General features: G+C 72.0%; 13 protein-coding genes. 6 read left to right on the top strand and 7 right to left on the bottom strand.

The window, feature by feature from the left end; genetic code table 11:
* Positions 1-7 precede the first annotated feature (7 nt).
* The gene (locus tag HB662_RS18915; protein ID WP_168051537.1) at positions 8-1,060 is read left to right on the top strand and encodes an alpha/beta hydrolase; all 1,053 of its coding nucleotides are present in this window, start codon (positions 8-10) and stop codon (positions 1,058-1,060) included.
* Between the two features lie 22 nt (positions 1,061-1,082).
* Here HB662_RS18915 and HB662_RS18910 read toward each other — a convergent pair whose 3' ends face one another.
* Positions 1,083-1,835 (bottom strand): response regulator, encoded by a 753-nt coding sequence (locus HB662_RS18910; protein WP_168051535.1) that lies wholly within the window; start codon positions 1,833-1,835, stop codon positions 1,083-1,085.
* A gap of 330 nt (positions 1,836-2,165) precedes the next feature.
* Here HB662_RS18910 and HB662_RS18905 point away from each other — a divergent pair, with 330 nt between their 5' ends.
* From HB662_RS18905 to HB662_RS18885, 5 genes are all read left to right on the top strand, one after another.
* A complete protein-coding gene (locus HB662_RS18905; protein WP_168051533.1) occupies positions 2,166-3,956 on the top strand; it encodes an IlvD/Edd family dehydratase in 1,791 nt (596 codons plus the stop codon).
* Between the two features lie 77 nt (positions 3,957-4,033).
* Complete coding sequence (locus tag HB662_RS18900) at positions 4,034-4,783, top strand: SDR family oxidoreductase (RefSeq protein WP_168051531.1); 750 nt, start codon at positions 4,034-4,036, stop codon at positions 4,781-4,783.
* An 80-nt stretch (positions 4,784-4,863) separates the two neighbouring features.
* Positions 4,864-5,709: a fumarylacetoacetate hydrolase family protein gene (locus HB662_RS18895; protein ID WP_168051529.1), complete on the top strand. Its 846-nt coding sequence runs from the start codon at positions 4,864-4,866 to the stop codon at positions 5,707-5,709.
* 24 nt (positions 5,710-5,733) lie between these two features.
* Positions 5,734-5,925, top strand: coding sequence for a hypothetical protein (locus tag HB662_RS18890; RefSeq protein ID WP_168051527.1), 192 nt, complete (start codon positions 5,734-5,736; stop codon positions 5,923-5,925).
* A gap of 3 nt (positions 5,926-5,928) precedes the next feature.
* The gene (locus tag HB662_RS18885) at positions 5,929-6,246 is read left to right on the top strand and encodes a monooxygenase (protein ID WP_168051525.1); all 318 of its coding nucleotides are present in this window, start codon (positions 5,929-5,931) and stop codon (positions 6,244-6,246) included.
* Positions 6,247-6,256: 10 nt separating this feature from the next.
* Here HB662_RS18885 and HB662_RS18880 read toward each other — a convergent pair whose 3' ends face one another.
* From HB662_RS18880 to HB662_RS18855, 6 genes are all read right to left on the bottom strand, one after another.
* Positions 6,257-8,458: an esterase-like activity of phytase family protein gene (locus tag HB662_RS18880; RefSeq protein ID WP_209443357.1), complete on the bottom strand. Its 2,202-nt coding sequence runs from the start codon at positions 8,456-8,458 to the stop codon at positions 6,257-6,259.
* 120 nt (positions 8,459-8,578) lie between these two features.
* Entirely contained in the window at positions 8,579-8,992 is a 414-nt protein-coding gene (locus HB662_RS18875; RefSeq protein WP_168051523.1) for a VOC family protein, read from the bottom strand.
* Positions 8,993-9,067: 75 nt separating this feature from the next.
* Positions 9,068-9,883, bottom strand: a complete 816-nt coding sequence (locus HB662_RS18870; protein ID WP_168051521.1) for an AraC family transcriptional regulator — start codon at positions 9,881-9,883, stop codon at positions 9,068-9,070.
* A complete protein-coding gene (locus HB662_RS18865; protein ID WP_168051519.1) occupies positions 9,883-11,418 on the bottom strand; it encodes a UxaA family hydrolase in 1,536 nt (511 codons plus the stop codon). Before HB662_RS18865 ends, HB662_RS18870 begins: the two co-directional genes overlap by 1 nt.
* A 26-nt stretch (positions 11,419-11,444) precedes the next feature.
* Complete coding sequence (locus tag HB662_RS29770; protein WP_168051517.1) at positions 11,445-14,924, bottom strand: AAA family ATPase; 3,480 nt, start codon at positions 14,922-14,924, stop codon at positions 11,445-11,447.
* Entirely contained in the window at positions 14,921-16,132 is a 1,212-nt protein-coding gene (locus tag HB662_RS18855; RefSeq protein ID WP_168051515.1) for a metallophosphoesterase family protein, read from the bottom strand. The genes HB662_RS29770 and HB662_RS18855 overlap by 4 nt, the downstream gene beginning before the upstream one ends.
* Between the last annotated feature and the right edge of the window lie 39 nt (positions 16,133-16,171).

Here is a 16,171-nt window from a genome sequence, read left to right as displayed (position 1 = left end):
CTGGTTCATGAAGCGACGCCTCATCCTCGCCGCGCCTGCCCTGGTGGCGGCCGCATCCGCCCTGCCGGCGGGCGCGCGCGCCCAGGCCCCGTCCTCCGCACCGCAGGTGGTGACCGAGGAGTTCATGGTGGCCAGCGGCGAGGGGATCGAGCTGTTCCTCCGCAACAAGCGGCCGGAGGGTTCGACCACCGGTGCCTCCCGTACCCTGCTGATGGTGCATGGCGCCGGCTTCGGGGCGAGCAGCAGCTTCGACCTGCCCTTCGGCGGCCTGTCCTGGATGGACTACATCGCCGGTCGCGGCTTCGATGTCTGGACGCTGGACATTCGCGGTTTTGGCCGTTCCGCCCGCCCGCCGGCCCTGTCTCAGCCCGCCGACCAGAACCCGCCGGTGGCGCGCGGCGCGGAGGCGATGGTGGACCTGGCCGCCGCGGTGGCCTTCATCCGCGAGCGGCGCGGGCTGGAGAAGCTGGTGCTGCTCGGCCATAGCTGGGGCACCAAGCTGGTCGGCCGCTTCGCCGCGGAGCGGCCGGCCCAGGTGGAGCGCCTGGTGCTGTTCGCGCCGCCCTGGCTGCGCGACGGGCCGAGCCGGACCGACCCCGGCGCAGGCCCCCTCGGCGCCTGGCGGCCGCTGACGCAGCGCGCGGTGCGCGAAGGCATCCTCTCCCAGGCGCCGGAAGCACAGCGCGCCGGGCTGATCCCGCCCGGCTGGTTCGAGCATTTCGCCGGCGTCACCTGGGCGCTGGACCCGGTGGGCATCCGGGCCAACCCCTCCGTCCTGCGGGTGCCGAACGGGCCGGTGGCGGATGGGCGGGAGTTCTGGAACGCGGGCAAGCCCTGGTGGGAGCCGGCCAAGGTCACCGCCCCGGCGCTGGTGGTGCTCGGCGAATGGGATCGCACCACGCCACCGGCGCTTGGCTTCGCGGTGTTCGCCGAACTCAGCCAGTCGCCCGGCAAGCGCATGGTGGTGCTGGCGGAAGGCACCCACAACATGTGGATGGAGCGCAACCGCGGCGCGCTGTTCCAGGCGGTGCAGGGCTTCCTGGAGGAAGCGGCGGCCTGATCGGCCTGCGGGATCTGGGGCGTCAGGCCTCGGCGGTGGGATCGAAGACATAGCCGGCGCCGCGGATGGTGCGGATGACGGCGGGGCGGTCCGGCGTCGCCTCCACCTTGCGCCTGATGCGGGCGATGCGGACATCGATGGAGCGGTCGAAATGCTCCTCGCCCCGCGGATGCGCCAGTTCCAGCAGCGCCTCACGCGTCAGGACACGGCCGGGCCGCTCGGCGAAGGCGCGCAGTAGCGCAAATTCCGAGGGTCCGAGCGGAATCTCCTGCCCCGCGGGCCCGATCAGCCGCCGTGCCTCCAGCTCCAGCCAGGTGCGGCCCATGCGGATGCGGTGGCCGGCCTGCATGGGCGAGGGCGTTGGTGCAGGCGTGGACTGATGGGCGGGTGGCGCCGGCGTCGTCGCTTGCCGCCGCCGCAGGACGGCGCGCAGCCGGGCCACCAATTCGCGCAGATCGACCGGCTTGGCGATGTAGTCATCGGCGCCGACCTCCAGCCCCACCACCCGGTCCAGCACATCCGCGGCGGCCGAGAGGATGACGATGCCGATGTCGGACTGGGCGCGGAGCGACCGGGCGACGGAAAGGCCACTCTCCCCCGGCATGGCGATGTCCAGCAGCACCAGGTCCGCGGCGCGTTCCGCCAGCAGGATGCGCAGCTCGGCCCCGCCGCCGGCGCAACGCACGTCGAAGCCGCGCTGGCCCAGATACTCGGCCACCGCGTCGCGCAGGTCGGGTTCATCGTCGCAGACGATGATGGCAGGGGCGTCCGCCATGCGGACAGGGTCCTTCACATCGGGATGTACTGGGGGGCCTGCCGACAGGCGATGGCAGCGCAGCATGCCCGCGCATCGGGCGCAACAAAGCGATGCCGGTTGCGAAACCGTGGCGAAACGCAAAGGCGGCAAAAGGCGCGGGCGTGATGCAGGAGACGCCGCATGTCGTGCCTGGGGGAGGGTCCGGTAGAGGAATCGCTGTGGGTCCGGCTGTCCCGGCAATGGCTGGCGCGCACGGCCCGCGACTCCGCCGCGGCAGGGAGAGGTTGACGAAAGCGCGGGCGGGCGCCTCACTCCCCTGAACGGCGGCAGCCGATGGGGGAAAAGGCCATGGACGACCACGACCAGACGAAGAAGCCCTTCAAGCTTCGCAGCCAGCGTTGGTTCGACGACCCGCAGGATCCGGGGATGACCTCGCTCTACATCGAGCGGCAGTTGAACTTCGGCATGACGCGGGCGGAGCTGCAATCCGGCCGCCCGATGATCGGCATCGCCCAGACCGGCTCCGACATCTCCCCCTGCAACCGCCACCACATCGCACTCGCCGAACGGGTGAAGGCGGGCATCCGCGATGCCGGCGGCGTGCCGCTGGAATTCCCCGTCCACCCGATCCAGGAAACGCTGAAGCGGCCGACGGCGTCGCTGGACCGGAACCTGCAGTACCTGTCGCTGGTGGAAATCCTGCACGGCTACCCGATCGACGGCGTCGTGCTGACCACGGGCTGCGACAAGACCACGCCCGCCATGCTGATGGGCGCGGCCACCATGAACATCCCCGCCGTGGCGCTGCCGGGCGGGCCGATGCTGGATGGCTGGTGGCATGGGCGCCTGGCCGGGTCCGGCACCATCGTCTGGGAGGCGCGCAAGAAGCTCGCCGCCGGGGAGATCGATTACGAGGGCTTCATCGAGATGGTGGCGGCCAGTTCCACCAGTGTCGGGCATTGCTCGACCATGGGCACGGCGCTGTCGATGAATTCCCTGGCGGAAGCGGTCGGCATGACGCTGACCGGGTCTGCCGCCATCCCGGGACCGTACAGGCAGCGGGCGCAGATGGCCTACATGACCGGCGTGCGGGCGGTGGAGATGGTGAAGGCCAATCTCCGGCCGTCGGACGTCATGACGAAGAAGGCCTTCGAGAATGCGGTGATGGTGGCGAGCGCGATCGGCGCATCCTCCAACTGCCCGATCCACATGGTGGCGATCGCCCGGCATATGGGCGTGGAGCACGATCTGACCGATTGGCAGCGCGTCGGGGCGGAGGTGCCGCTGCTGGTGGATTGCCAGCCGGCCGGGCGCTTCCTTGGCGAGGCCTTCTACCGCGCTGGCGGCGTGCCGGCGGTGATGAAGGAATTGCTCGACGCCGGCATCCTGCATGGCGACGTGATGACCGTCACCGGCAAGACCGTGGCGGAAAACCTGGAAGGGCTCGGCGCGCCGGACCGCGAGGTGATTCGCAGCTTCGGCAAGCCGATGAAGGAACATGCCGGCTTCATCGTGCTGAACGGCAATCTGTTCGACAGCGCCGTGATGAAGATCAGCGTCATCGACAAGGCCTTCCGGGAGCGCTTCCTGTCCGACACGCCCGACGTGTTCGAGGGCAAGGTCGCGGTGTTCGAGGGGCCGGAGGATTACCATAACCGCATCGAGGACCCCTCGCTCGGCATCGACGAGCACACCGTGCTGGTGGTGCGGAATTGCGGCGCAGTGGGCTACCCGGGGGCGGCAGAGGTGGTGAACATGCAGCCGCCGGCGGCGCTGATCAAACGCGGCATCATGGCGCTGCCGACCATCGGCGACGGGCGGCAATCCGGCACCAGCGGCTCGCCCTCCATCCTCAACGTCACGCCGGAATCGGTGGTGGGCGGCGGGCTCGCGCTGCTGAAGCATGGCGACCCGATCCGCATCGACCTGAAGGCGCGGCGCGTGGATGTGCTGATCCCGGCGGAGGAGATGGCGGCGCGACGCGCGGCCTGGACCGCGCCGGTGCTGCTGCACAAGACGCCGTGGGAGGAGATCTATCGCAGCATGGTCGGCCAGCTCGGCACCGGCGGCTGCCTGGAGCCGGCGACGCTGTTCCTCAACATCCTGGAGACGCGCGGCGAAAGCCGGCACAACCATTGAGGCGGCCCGATGACCGAGGGGCCGAAGGCCCGGAGGCCCGGAGGCCTGAGTCGGTCCGCTCTGAAAGGAACACGCAGATGGCAGGACGTCTGGCGGGCAAGCGCTGCCTTGTGACGGCGGCGGCGCAGGGCATCGGGCGAGCCACCGCGCTCGCCTTCGCCGCCGAGGGCGCGGAGGTGATCGCCACCGACCGCGATGTGGCGAAGCTGGCGGATTTGACGGCACCGGGAATCACCACCCGCGGGCTGGACGTGCTGGACCAGGCGGCGATCGAGTCCGTGGTACGCGATGCCGGGCAGATCGACATCCTGTTCAACTGTGCCGGCTTCGTGCACCAGAACTCGGTACTGACGGCCACCGATGCCGAGTGGGATTTCGGCTTCGCGCTGAATGTCCGCGCCATGTGGAAGATGGTGCAGGCGGTGCTGCCGGGGATGCTGGAGCGCAAGCGCGGCACCATCGTCAACATGTCTTCCGCCTGTTCCTCCATCAAGGGCGCGCCGAATCGCTTCGTCTACGGCACCACCAAGGCCGCCGTCATCGGCCTGACCAAGTCGGTGGCGACGGAGTATGTGTCCCACGGCATCCGCTGCAACGCGATCTGCCCCGGCACGGTGGACACGCCGAGCCTCGGCGAGCGCATCAGCGCCAATGCGGCGGCGGCAGGCAGCGAGGAAGCGGCGCGCGCCGCCTTCGTCGCGCGCCAGGCGATGGGGCGGCTGGCGACGGCCGGGGAAATGGCGGCGCTCGCCGTCTATCTCGCCAGCGACGAAAGCGCCTTCGTCACCGGCCAGGCCATCGTCATCGATGGCGGCTGGACGCTTTAGCAAGGATGGCCCTCTCCCCGCCTTGGGGTGGAGAGGGCCCGGTTTCGCGAACCCTCCAAACACGGGTATAGGCATCCCCCATGAAGCTCCTTCGCTATGGCCCTGCGGGCCAGGAAAAACCCGGCCTGCTGGACAGCTCCGGCACCATCCGTGACCTTTCGGGCGTGATCCCGGACCTTTCGGGGGTCGCGCTCTCGGCTGCCGGGCTGGCGCAGATCGCGGCACTGGACCCGGCCAGCCTGCCCGCCGTCACCGGCACGCCGCGGCTCGGGCCGCCCGTCACCGGCATGAAGAACTTCGTCTGCATCGGCCTGAACTACGCCGACCATGCGGCGGAAACCGGCGCGGCCATTCCGAAGGAGCCGATCGTTTTCCTGAAGTCGCTCGGCGCGCTGTGCGGGCCGAATGACGACGTGATGATCCCGAAGGACTCCGTGAAGACCGATTGGGAAGTCGAACTCGCCATCATCATCGGCAGCACCGCGAAATGCGTGCCGGAGGAAACGGCGATGGAGCATGTGGCCGGCTATGCCGTGTGCAACGACGTGTCCGAGCGCGAATGGCAGATCGAGCGCGGCGGCACCTGGGACAAGGGCAAGGGCTGCGACACCTTCGGCCCGCTCGGCCCCTGGCTGGTCACCCGCGACGAGGTGGCGGACCCGCAGGATCTGTCGATGACGCTGGATGTCGATGGCGCGCGGATGCAGGACGGTTCGACCCGCACCATGATCTTCGGCGTGCGGCACCTGGTTTCCTACGTCTCCCACTTCATCACCCTGCATCCGGGCGACGTGATCTCCACCGGCACGCCGCCCGGCGTTGGCCTCGGCCAGAAGCCGCCGGTCTTCCTGAAGCCGGGACAAACCATCCGCTTGTCGATCCAGGGGCTGGGCGAACAGGTGCAGCGCACGGTAGCTTACGCCTGAGTTGATCGAGCGGGAGAGTTCTTGATGTCCGAGACGAGTGACAAGGGTCGCTACCAGGTTGTCGCCTGCCCGGTGGGGACGGGCATGTTCGTGGTGCTGGTGGACAGCACCAGTGGCCGGTCCTGGAAGCTGAGTTTCGAGGCGAACAACGTCTCTGGCTGGCGCCCGCTGAAGTTCCTCGACCTGAACGCGCCGGCCGCGCCGCCGGCGGCCTGAATCGTGGCCCAGGACCTCACCGTCCTGGTCTTCGACTTCCCGAACGGCGCATTCGGCCCCGAGCGGACCGAGGCGCTGAAGACGCTGGCGGAGGACATCGCCGGCCAGCAGGGCCTGCTGTGGAAGATTTGGACGGAGGAACCCGCCGCCGGTCGTGCCGGCGGCGTCTATCTGTTCGAAACCCGCGCCGCAGCCGAGGCCTACCACGCGATGCACGCCCGGCGCCTGGCGGCGCGGGGCGTGACTGACATCGAGGCAACCTATCGCGGGGTCAACGACGCGTTGACCCGGATCGACCGCGGGCCGATCCCCGCGGCCTGAGCCGCGTTCCTCAATCGCCCGTCGGCAGCCGGCCCAGGCGCAGGAACTGCGTCTCGCCCGAGGTGCCCTGCACGCCGTCATTATCCGTCACGGCGAAGGCGTTGCCGGCGGCGTCAATGGTGAACCCTTCCAGCTTCTCCTGCACCACGCCGCGCGCGGCGGCGAGGTCCGGCACCATGTCGCGCAGCAGGCGGCGGGCGACGACGGGCACCTGCGCCGCGCCGGGCTCGGCCGGGGTCAGGCCGGCGACGGAGACCAGCACCAGGCGCTTGATCGCGGCCTCACCCCACTGGTTGTTGCGCTCGATCACCACGAAGCGGTCGGGCCCGATGGCGGTGATCTCGGACAGGCCCATCCAGCCGGCCGGGGAACGGTCCAGCGCGATATGCAGCACACCCCAGGCGCGGGTGGCAGGCAGGTAGCGCAGGATCATGGCATGGCCGGCCGGCGCGCCGGTCCAGGGCCGCTGCACGGCGATCCACACCGCTTCATCGGCGCCTTCGCCGGTCACGGTCACGCCCTCGAAGCCGAAGCGCAGGGCGGTGCCGGCCAGCGCCTCCGGCAGCGCGATCTCCTCCTCGATCGCGCCGCTGGCGGCAACGCGCAGCAGCAGGTTCGCGGTCTTGTTCCGGGCGCGCTCGGGATTGCCCTCCGAGGCCAGCCAGAAGCTGCCATCGGCCCGCATCGCGATGCCCTCGATATCGAGGTTCTCGGCCGGCGCGCCGTTGCGGGTGACGGTGACGCTGCGGGTGATGCGGGCGGGCGTGGCGGTGGCGTCGATCGTGAGGATCTGCGCCTCGGCATAGACGCTGTCGGTCACCGCATGAAGCTGACCGGGGCGGCTGCGATCCGCGGTCAGGCCGGACAGCGCGCCCCAGGGGATGGGCGTGCCCTGCGCGCCGTTCTCCGACAGCAGCGTCGGGTAGGCGGCCGGGCCGGCACCGAGGCGATGGATGGTCAGGGTGGAGCGCAGGCCGGTCTGCGGATTGTCGCCTTCGCCGGCCACCACCAGCAGGCCGCGCGCGGGGATGGCGAGCAGCCCTTCCGGCGCCACGCCAACGGGCAGCGCCTGCAGGAAGGCGGGCGCCTGGCCCGGGCCGCGATCCTGCCAGACGCTGACCAGGGAGGCGCGCTCGCTGCCCACGAAGATCAGCCGGCGGTCGCCGAACTGCGCCACCTCCACGCCCTCCGGCTCATTCCCGCGGGAGCCGGAGCGCGCCTCGGGGTAGTGGCCCAGGCGGATCGCCAGGTGGTCCAGCAGATTGCCGGAGTCCCATTCCACGCTGCCGTCGCGCCGAAAAATGGTGAAGCCGCGGGACCCGGTGACCATGTCGCCCTCGTTGGCGGTGACGAAGCGCTCGTTATCCAGCCAGCGCACCGCATCTGGCTCCCGCACCAGGCCGGCCAGGCGCTGTGTGGGGCGGATAACGTTGTCGCGGCGGCCATCGACCTGGTCGAGATCCACCGTGCCGGCGCTGAAATGCGCGACGACGCGGCCCTCGGCGAGGTTCACGATGGCCAGGTGGTTGTTCTCCTGCAGCGTCACCACGGCCTCGCCCCGGCCATTCACATCGGCGAATTCCGGCTCCGGGTCGGTGGGCGCCACGGCGGCGAGGCCGGTGAGGTCCACGCGGCGCAGCGCGGCGCAATCGATGCCCGTCGCGGTCAGCGGGATGGTGGTGAGGTTGCCGGGCGGCAGCTGCGGGATGCGGCCATTGTCGCGCTGCTCGTCCCGCTCATTCTCGATGACGATGACCAGCGTGCGGCCGTCGCGGCTGACCGTGGCGGCATCCGGCTGGCCGCCCAACTCGCAGGCCTGTTCCTGCCGGCGGCCGGCGATGTCCACCACCACGACGCGGCCGGAGGCCTCGGTCTTGTTCGGCGAGGTATCCAGCACCGCATAGGCGCGGCCGCCGCGGGTGGCGACGGAAGTGGGGTCGCCATCCAGCGCCAGGAAGCCGGCCGGGCGCGGCGCCGCGGGGTCCGTGATGTCCACGAAGCCGAGGCCGCGCTGGCCGCCATCGACATAGACCAGCGTATTGCCGTCACCCGAGGCCGCGACGATTTCCGCGATGGAGCGGCCGCTGCGGTCCGCGGGCAGCATCCGGAAGGCCTCAATGGTCGCGATCCGGTTGAACACCGGTGCGTCCTGCGCGAAGGCCGGGGTGGCGAGCAGGGTGAGGAGAAGGGCGCGACGCGTGAGGCGCATCATGGGGGGCATCCAGGATCGGGACGCGCCGGCTCGGCGCGGGCCGGCAGGTGCCATGCGCCGCGCCGCAGCGACAAGGCCGCTGCGCCACCGACACGAAAGCTTCATCTTGCAGGCGTCGTGTCAGGCCGGCGGCTGCGGCCAATAGGTGCCGAAGGACCAGACATGGCCCTCCGGATCGCGGACGGAGAAGTCGCGGCTGCCGTAATCCGTGTTCTCCAGCGGGCGGACCAGCTGCGCGCCTTCGGCCACCGCGCGGGCATGCGCGGCATCCGGGTCGGCCGTGTGGACATAGAGGCTGCCGGTGACGTTGCCGAGCTGGCCGGGGGCGCGGCCGAAGCCATCGGCGCGGACGGAGCCCAGCATCACCAGCCCGGCGCTGCCCAGATGCCGCTCCGCATGCGCGATGCCGCCGGATTCGTCCGGCACCACCAGGCCGCGGCGGAAGCCGAAGGCGCGTTCCAGCCAATCCAGCGCCGCGGGCGCATCCTGGTAGCGCAGGCAGGGGCAGAGCGTGCCGGGGGCGGGGGTGTCCATCGCATGCGTCTCCTGGCGGTTGGTGGCGCGAGGATAGGCGGGGCCGGCGAGGGCGGGATTGGAGAAATGTCCGCGCTATTCGGCGAAGCCGAGGCCATCCGGCAGGCGCTTGCGCAGCAGCGCGGCGGGGGGCAGGCCGGTGAAGGCGCGGACCTCCCGGATCAGATGCGACTGGTCGGCAAAGCCCGCCTCCGCCGCCAGCCCGGCCCAGCCCGCTTCGGGAACCTCCGGCAGCCGGGCGATCACGCCGGTGAAGCGCTGCAGCCGGGCGGCGAGCTTGGGGGTCAGGCCGGTACGGGCCTGGAAGCGGCGAACCAGGGTCTGGCGGGACAGGCCGAGGTCGCGCGCCATGGCACCGATGCCGATCCGCCCGGCGCTGGCCTCGATCCGCATCCAGGCCTCCGCCACCGCATCGGCGGGCGGGTCGCCGGCGAGGCGGCGCAGCAGTTCCGCCTCCAGCAGGTCAAGGCAGGTCTCGGGGTCCACCGTCTCCGCCAGGCGCGCGGCGAGGCTGGCGCCGTCGCGGCCGAGCGTGTCGCGCAAATCCAGGAATTGCGCCGGTACGCCGGAGATCGGGCAGCGCAGCAGCCGTTCCGCGCCGAGCGGCGTCAGCATCACCTGCAGGCCGCGCTGGCTGCCTTGCATGAAACTGCGGGCGGGGGCGGGGTGCGGCCGGGCGAGGAAGCCGGCGGCGGTATCGAAACGCGTCTCGGCGGTGGGGTCGGGCCAGGCGACGCCGATGGGCGGGCCGAGATTGATCAGCAGCACCGCCTCCGCGCAGGGCATTTCGCGCCGGCCCTGCGGGGCGGCGCGGGTTTCCTCATAATGCCAGAGGCCGCGCACCAGCCCGCGCAGAGCCGCATGCGGCGCGCGCGGGTGGAAGCGGAACATCACATCGTCGCGCCGATCACCCAGGGGGCGAATTCGCTGCCGCCGAAATCATAGCTCTCGCTTTTGGTCCGCTCGCCACTGGCGACGCGGAGCATGAGTTCGAAGATGCGCTGGCCGGCCTGCTCGATGGTTTCCTCGCCGGTGACGATGGTGCCGCAATTCACGTCCATGTCTTCCGACATGCGCTCATACATCAGCGTATTGGTGGCGAGCTTGATGGAGGGCGCGGGCTTGGCGCCGAAGACGCTGCCGCGTCCGGTGGTGAAGCAGACCAGGTTGGCGCCGCCGGCGACCTGGCCGGTGGCGGCGACCGGGTCGTAGCCAGGGGTGTCCATGAAGACGAAGCCCTTGGCCGTGACGGGTTCGGCGTAGCGATAGACCTCCACCAGGTTGGTGGTGCCCGCCTTGGCCATGGCGCCGAGCGACTTTTCCAGGATGGTGGTCAGCCCGCCGGCCTTGTTGCCGGGGGAGGGGTTGGCATTCATCTCCGCCCCCTCCTTCGCCGTGTAATCCTCCCACCAACGCATCAGGTCGACCAGTTTTTCCCCCACTTCGCGGGACACGGCGCGGCGGGTCAGCAGGTGTTCGGCGCCGTAGGTCTCGGGGGTTTCGGAGAGGATCACGGTGCCGCCGTGGCGCACCACCAGGTCGGAGGCATAGCCGAGTGCCGGGTTGGCGGTGATGCCGGAATAGCCGTCGCTGCCGCCGCATTGCAGGGCGACGACCAGCTCGCTCGCCGGGATGGGTTCGCGCTGCGCGGCATTGGCCTCGGCCAGCACCTCCTTCACGAAGGCGATGCCGGCTTCCACGGTCTTCCGCGTGCCGCCCATCTCCTGGATGTCCATGCTGCGCAGCCGTCCGGCCAGGCGCTGTTCCTCCAGCAGCCCGCCCAATTGGTTCACCTCGCAGCCCAGGCCGATGGCGATGACGTGGCTGAAATTGGCGTGCCGCGCATAGCCTGCGAGCGTCCGGCGCAGCAGGCGCAGCGGCTCGCCTTCCGTCATGCCGCAGCCGGTCTTGTGGGTCAGCGCCACCACGCCATCCACATTCGGATAGTCGGCCAGCGGGTCGGTATTGGTGAAGGGGTTGCGCTTGAAGGCATCGGCGACGAGGTCCGCGACATGCGCGGAGCAGTTCACCGAGGTGATAATGCCGATGTAGTTGCGCGTCGCCGCGCGGCCATCCGGGCGCCGGAAGCCCATGAAGCTGGCAGGGGTATTGGCATAGGCGGTCGCCTTCACCTCCCGGCTATAGGCATAGTCCTTGCTGAAATCGCCCATGGCGCAGTTGTGGGTATGGACCCAGTCGCCGGGCGCGATCGGGCCGGTGGCGAAGCCGATGATCTGGCCGTAGCGGCGGATTTCCTCGCCGGGTGCGTGCGGGCGGATCGCCACCTTGTGGCCGGGCGGGATGCGCTTCTCGCCGACCGTCACGCCCGGTGCCACGGTGGTGCCGGGGGGCAGGGCGATGCGGGCGATCAGCACGCCGTCATCGGGGGCCAGGCGGAGCACCGGCGGCAGCGTGGTGGCGTCCATGGTCGTGTTCCTCCGTTTGGCGGAGTCTACGACGCCTCGGCCTGCACTTGGAAGCGGGGGGCTTGGAAGCCGGGCAACTCCCGCACCACCGCGCCCTGCCGCGCGGCGAGTTCCGCCAGATGCGCGTGGTGGGTGAAGAGGATGGTCTGGGTGGTGGCGCCGAGCCGCGAGAACAGCGCCAATGCCGCGCTGGCGCGGGCATCGTCGAAGGTCGCCAGCAGGTCGTCCGCAATGAAGGGCAGCGGCTCCGCCCCTTCCGCCTGCGCCTCCACCGCCGCGACGCGCAGCGCGAGGAACAGCTGGTCCCGCGTGCCCTCGCTGAGGGCATCCACCGGGCATTCCGTGCCGCTGTCGCGCACGGCGCGCAGCAGGGTGCGGCCGGCCTCATCCTCATCCGTGGCGAGGCGGGCATAGCGGCCCTCCGTCAGCAGGGCGAAATGGGCGCTGGCGCGGCGCAGCAGCGGGCCCTGGCGTTCCTGGCGGATGCGCTCGATGCCGGATTGCAGCAGGGTGCGGGCCAGGTGCAGGCGGGCGTAGCGTTCGGCCGCCGCGCTGGCCTCGGCGAGGTGGTGGCGGGCCTGCTGGGCATGGGCGGCGGCGTCCCGGCCCTGCTGCATTGCGGCCAGCCGCGCCTCGGCCTCCTGCCGCTGGGCGCTCAGGCTAATATGGCGTTCACGCAGTTCGGCGCGCTCCGCCTCGATACGTTGCAACCGTCCGGCGGCTTGGTCCGGGTCCGTGCCCTCCGCCTCTGCGCGCAGGCTGGCCTCTTCATGGCCATCGCCCTGGGCGCGCAGCGCGGCCTCCGCCTGGGCGATGGCGCCCCGCAGCGCAGTGCGGGCGGCGGCGCGGCGGATGGCGGCCTCCAGCGCGGGCAGGTCCTCGGCGCCGGCCTGCTGCTGCAGGGCGGCGACCTGGCGCTCGGCTTCCGCAAGGCGCGTGGCGGCGGCGGTGGCGGCCTGGCGGCGCTGATGCAGGCGCTTTGCCAGGGCCGCACCCTCCTTCGCCGCCTCCCGCGCCGCGGCCAGGCGGCGGGTAAGCTGGGCGATCCAGGCGGGGGCCGGGTCCTCGCCTCGCGGGATGCCCAGGCGGTCCAGCAATTGCGCGGTATCCTGCGCAAAACTTTCGATCGCCTGGGCCATGTCGGCCACCCGCGCCGCATCGCCGCGCCAAGCCTTGGCGGCCTCCGCCACGCGGGTCCAGGCGCCGAGGGCGCGCTCCACCGCCTCGGCCGAGGCCTCCGCCGGCAGGCCGAGCGCCACGGTGGCTTCGCGCCATCGCGGGGCGAAATCCGCCAGCGCGGCGGCGGCGCGGGACCGGGCGAGGCGCGCCGCCTCCAGCCGCTCCGCCGCCTGATCGCGGGCCTTCTCCAGGTCGCGGTGGCGCTGTTGCGCGGCCTCGGCGGCGGTGAGGGCATCCTCGGCGCGGTCGAGCAGCGGGGCCAGCAGGGTCTCGGGGCCGGGCAGCACGGCGTGCAGGCTGGCCAGGGCGGCGTCGCGGCGGGCGGCCAGCTCCTCCCGCTTCCGGCGCGCGGTGGCCTCCTGCTCCGCCAGGCGCAGCACCTCGGCGCGGCTGCGGCGCCATTCGGCCATGGTGGCGGCATCCTGGGGCACCAGGCCGGCGGGCTGCCAGAGGGCGGTCCAGGCGGCATCGGCCGCCGCGGCCTCGGCCTCCGCCTGGAGGCGGGCCGCGGTGGCCTGGGGCTGGCGGGCGCGCAGGAGGTCGAGCCGGGCGGTCCTGGCGGCGTAGTCATTGACCCGGGCGGCGTCGTCGGCGCGGGCATCGGCCAGGCGATCGGCCTGGTCGCGCAGCGCCTCGAAGCGATCGGGTAGGGCAGGGTCAGCGGCGGTGCCGGCGGCGAGATGGGTGCGCAACTCGCTCCAGACCGAGTCGCGGCGAGCGCGCTCGGCGGCGATCAGCGCGGGGGTCGGCACCGTCTCGCCGCGGGCGAGGTCCTGCAAGGCCTCCTCCAGCGCCCCGATCTCGGCGGCGAGCGCGGCCTCCGCCTGGCGGGCGGCCTCGGCGGCGGCGGTCGCGGCGGCGCAGCGCTGGGCGGCGGCCTCGGTAGCGGGGGGCAGGGGCAGGGGCAGGGCGGCCAGGGCCTCGGCCTCGCCGGACCAGAGCGGCAGGGCGGCCAGCGCGGTGGCGACCTGGCGGGCCGCCTCCGCCAGCGCGCGATCCGCGGTGGCGATGTCACGGTCCAGGGGACCCTCGCCGCGCGCGACATCGATGGCGCGGCGCAGCGGGGTGGTGGCGGGCGGGGCGGGGCAGGCGGCGAGGCGGGCTTCCGCGGCCTCCCGCTGGCGCGTCGCCTCGGCCAGGGCGGTGTCGGCGCTGGCCAGGGCGGTGGCGCGTTCCGTGCGGTGGCGGATCAGCGCCTGGGCGGCCTGGCGATCCGCGGCGCGGGGCAGGGCCTCACGCAGTTCCTCCGGCGTCGCGCGGCTGCCGAGCAGGGCGGCGGCTTCCTCCACCTCGGCGCGGTAGGAATCCACCTTGCGCTGCACGCCGGGCAGGTCCCGCGCCGCTTCCAGAACACCGTTGCGGCGGGCTGCCAGCAGGTCGATGGCATCCTGCTGCGCCAGTACGGCCGGGTCCTGGCGCAGCGCGGCGGCATCCTGCTCCAGCGCCGCGGCCTCCGCCGCCTCACGCCGCTGGTCCTCGGCGGCCAGGCGATGGTCTTCCAGAAGCTGCCGCAGGGTGGCGGCGGCGTCTTCCGGCAGGGCGGGCGCATCGGCGACGGCGGCGGCGTCCTGGCGCAGCGCGTCGAGGCTGGCGAGCAGCGGCAGGATGCGGCGGGCGCGGTTCAGCCGGGCGGCCTCGGCGGCCAGGGCATCGCCCTGGGCGGTGGCCTCCTCGATGGCGGTGCAGAGCGCGTCGTACTGGGCCTTGGTATCCAGCCAGTCCCGCGGGCGCACCGCCGCGTCCTCCGCCGCCCGGCGCTGCTCGGCCCAGGCCTCGGCGGCGGCGGACAGCGCGCGACGGCCGCGGCCATCGCCATGCAGGGCCCGGGCCTCCGCATCCAGCCGGTCCAGCGCCTTGCGCAGATGCGGCAGGCCCATGCCGGCGAGCAGGCTCTCGCCGGCCTCGCCGCCGCTTTGCAGCAGGGAGAGTGCGCCGTCGCGCAGCGTGGCGCCGTTCAGCCCGTAGGTGGTCTCGAACAGCGTGCGGCTGGCGCCGCCGAGCAGGCGCAGCAGCGCCGCATCCGGCACGGGGTTTTCCGCCGCATCGAGCAGCGTGTTCTTGTTGCCCTTGCGGCGCAGGAACTCGCTGCGGCTGCCGTCGCGGCCGAGCACGGCAAAGCCCAGGCGCAGCGCGCTGGTCTCATGCAGGAAGGCGTAGGGGCTGCGCGTCGGAAAGCCGAACAGCGCATCGCCGATGGCGGAGAGGGTGGTGGATTTGCCGGCCTCGTTCGGGCCGAGCACCACCACCAGCGGCGCGCTCTCGGGAAACTCCAGCCGCGTATCGGTCAGGTGGCCGTAGCGCAGCAGATCCAGCCGCAGCAGCCTCACGCCGGCTGTTCCGCTTCGATGGCGGCGGCGGCCAGCGCCCAGGCTTCCTCGCCCAGCCGCGCCAGGGCTTCCGCATCCTGCGGCAGGTCCAGCGCATCCCGCGCGGGGGCGGGGACCTTGGCGCGGAGCGCGGCCATCTCGGCCAGCAGCGCGGCGGCGCGGGCGGGGTCGGCGAGGCCGGCCGTGAAGGCGGCGCGCAGGGGGTCCAGCGCGCCGGCCTCCAGGCTGCGGCGCGGGCGGGTGCGCAGGCGCACGGCTTCGATGAACAGGGTGCCGCCGGCCTCGATGGCGGCGCTGCGGCATTCGGCGGCCAGGCGCTCGGCATCGGTGGCGAGTCCCGGCGCAGCCTCCCCGGTCAGGACCAGGCGGGCCAGCACGGGGCGGTCCTCGGCCTCGGCCAGGGCCTGGGCGACGGAATCAGCGATGCGGCGGGCGAGGGTGTCGTCCTCCGCCGCCTCCACCTCCAGCAGCGCCCAGCGCAGGTTGTCCACGGCGCGGTGTTCGACGGCGGTGATGCGGCCTTCCTCCACCGTCACCAGGCTGCAGCCCTTGGCGCCGGTCTCCCGGATGTGGCGGCCCTGGATATTGCCGGGGAAGACGATCCAGGGATGTTCGGACAGCACCTGGCGCTGGTGGATATGGCCCAGCGCCCAGTAGTCGTAGCCCTTCAGCCGCAGCAGGCCGGGGTCGCAGGGGGCATAGGTCTCGTGCTCGCCGGGGTCGTTGGCGGAGGTATGCAGCAGGCCGATGTTCAGCCAGCCGCGGCGGGGTTCCGGGTAGTTGGCGGAGAGATCCTCCGGCACCGCGCGGTTCGGGAAGGAATGCCCGTGGATGGCGATGCCGAGCTCGCCCAGCTCTCGCGTCTGGCAGGTGCGGGTGGAGAATTCATGGACGTTCGCGGGTAGCGCGAGGTCCTTGGTGATGACGGACCGCGCATCATGGTTGCCGCGCAGCAGGAAGCAGGGGCAGCCGAGGCGCTTCATCTGCTCCGCCACGAACAGGCCGGTGGAGAAATCCTTCCAGTCGCCGTCATAGAGGTCGCCGGCGATGAGGACGAAGGCGACGTCCTCGGCGATCGCCAGGTCGACCAGGCTGGCGAAGGCGCGGCGGGTGCAGTGGCGCAGCAGGTCCGGCGGCAGGTCGCCGCGGGCCTGAAGGCCGGCCATCGGGCTGTCCAGGTGGATATCGGCGGCGTGGAGGAACTTCATTCGGGCCGGAAGATCGGCCGGCTTGGCGCCCTCCGCAAC

Source organism: Falsiroseomonas frigidaquae, from assembly GCF_012163145.1.
In the GTDB taxonomy this organism is placed as follows: Bacteria; Pseudomonadota; Alphaproteobacteria; order Acetobacterales; family Acetobacteraceae; genus Falsiroseomonas; species Falsiroseomonas frigidaquae.
This window is presented reverse-complemented; position numbering and strand designations above follow the sequence as displayed.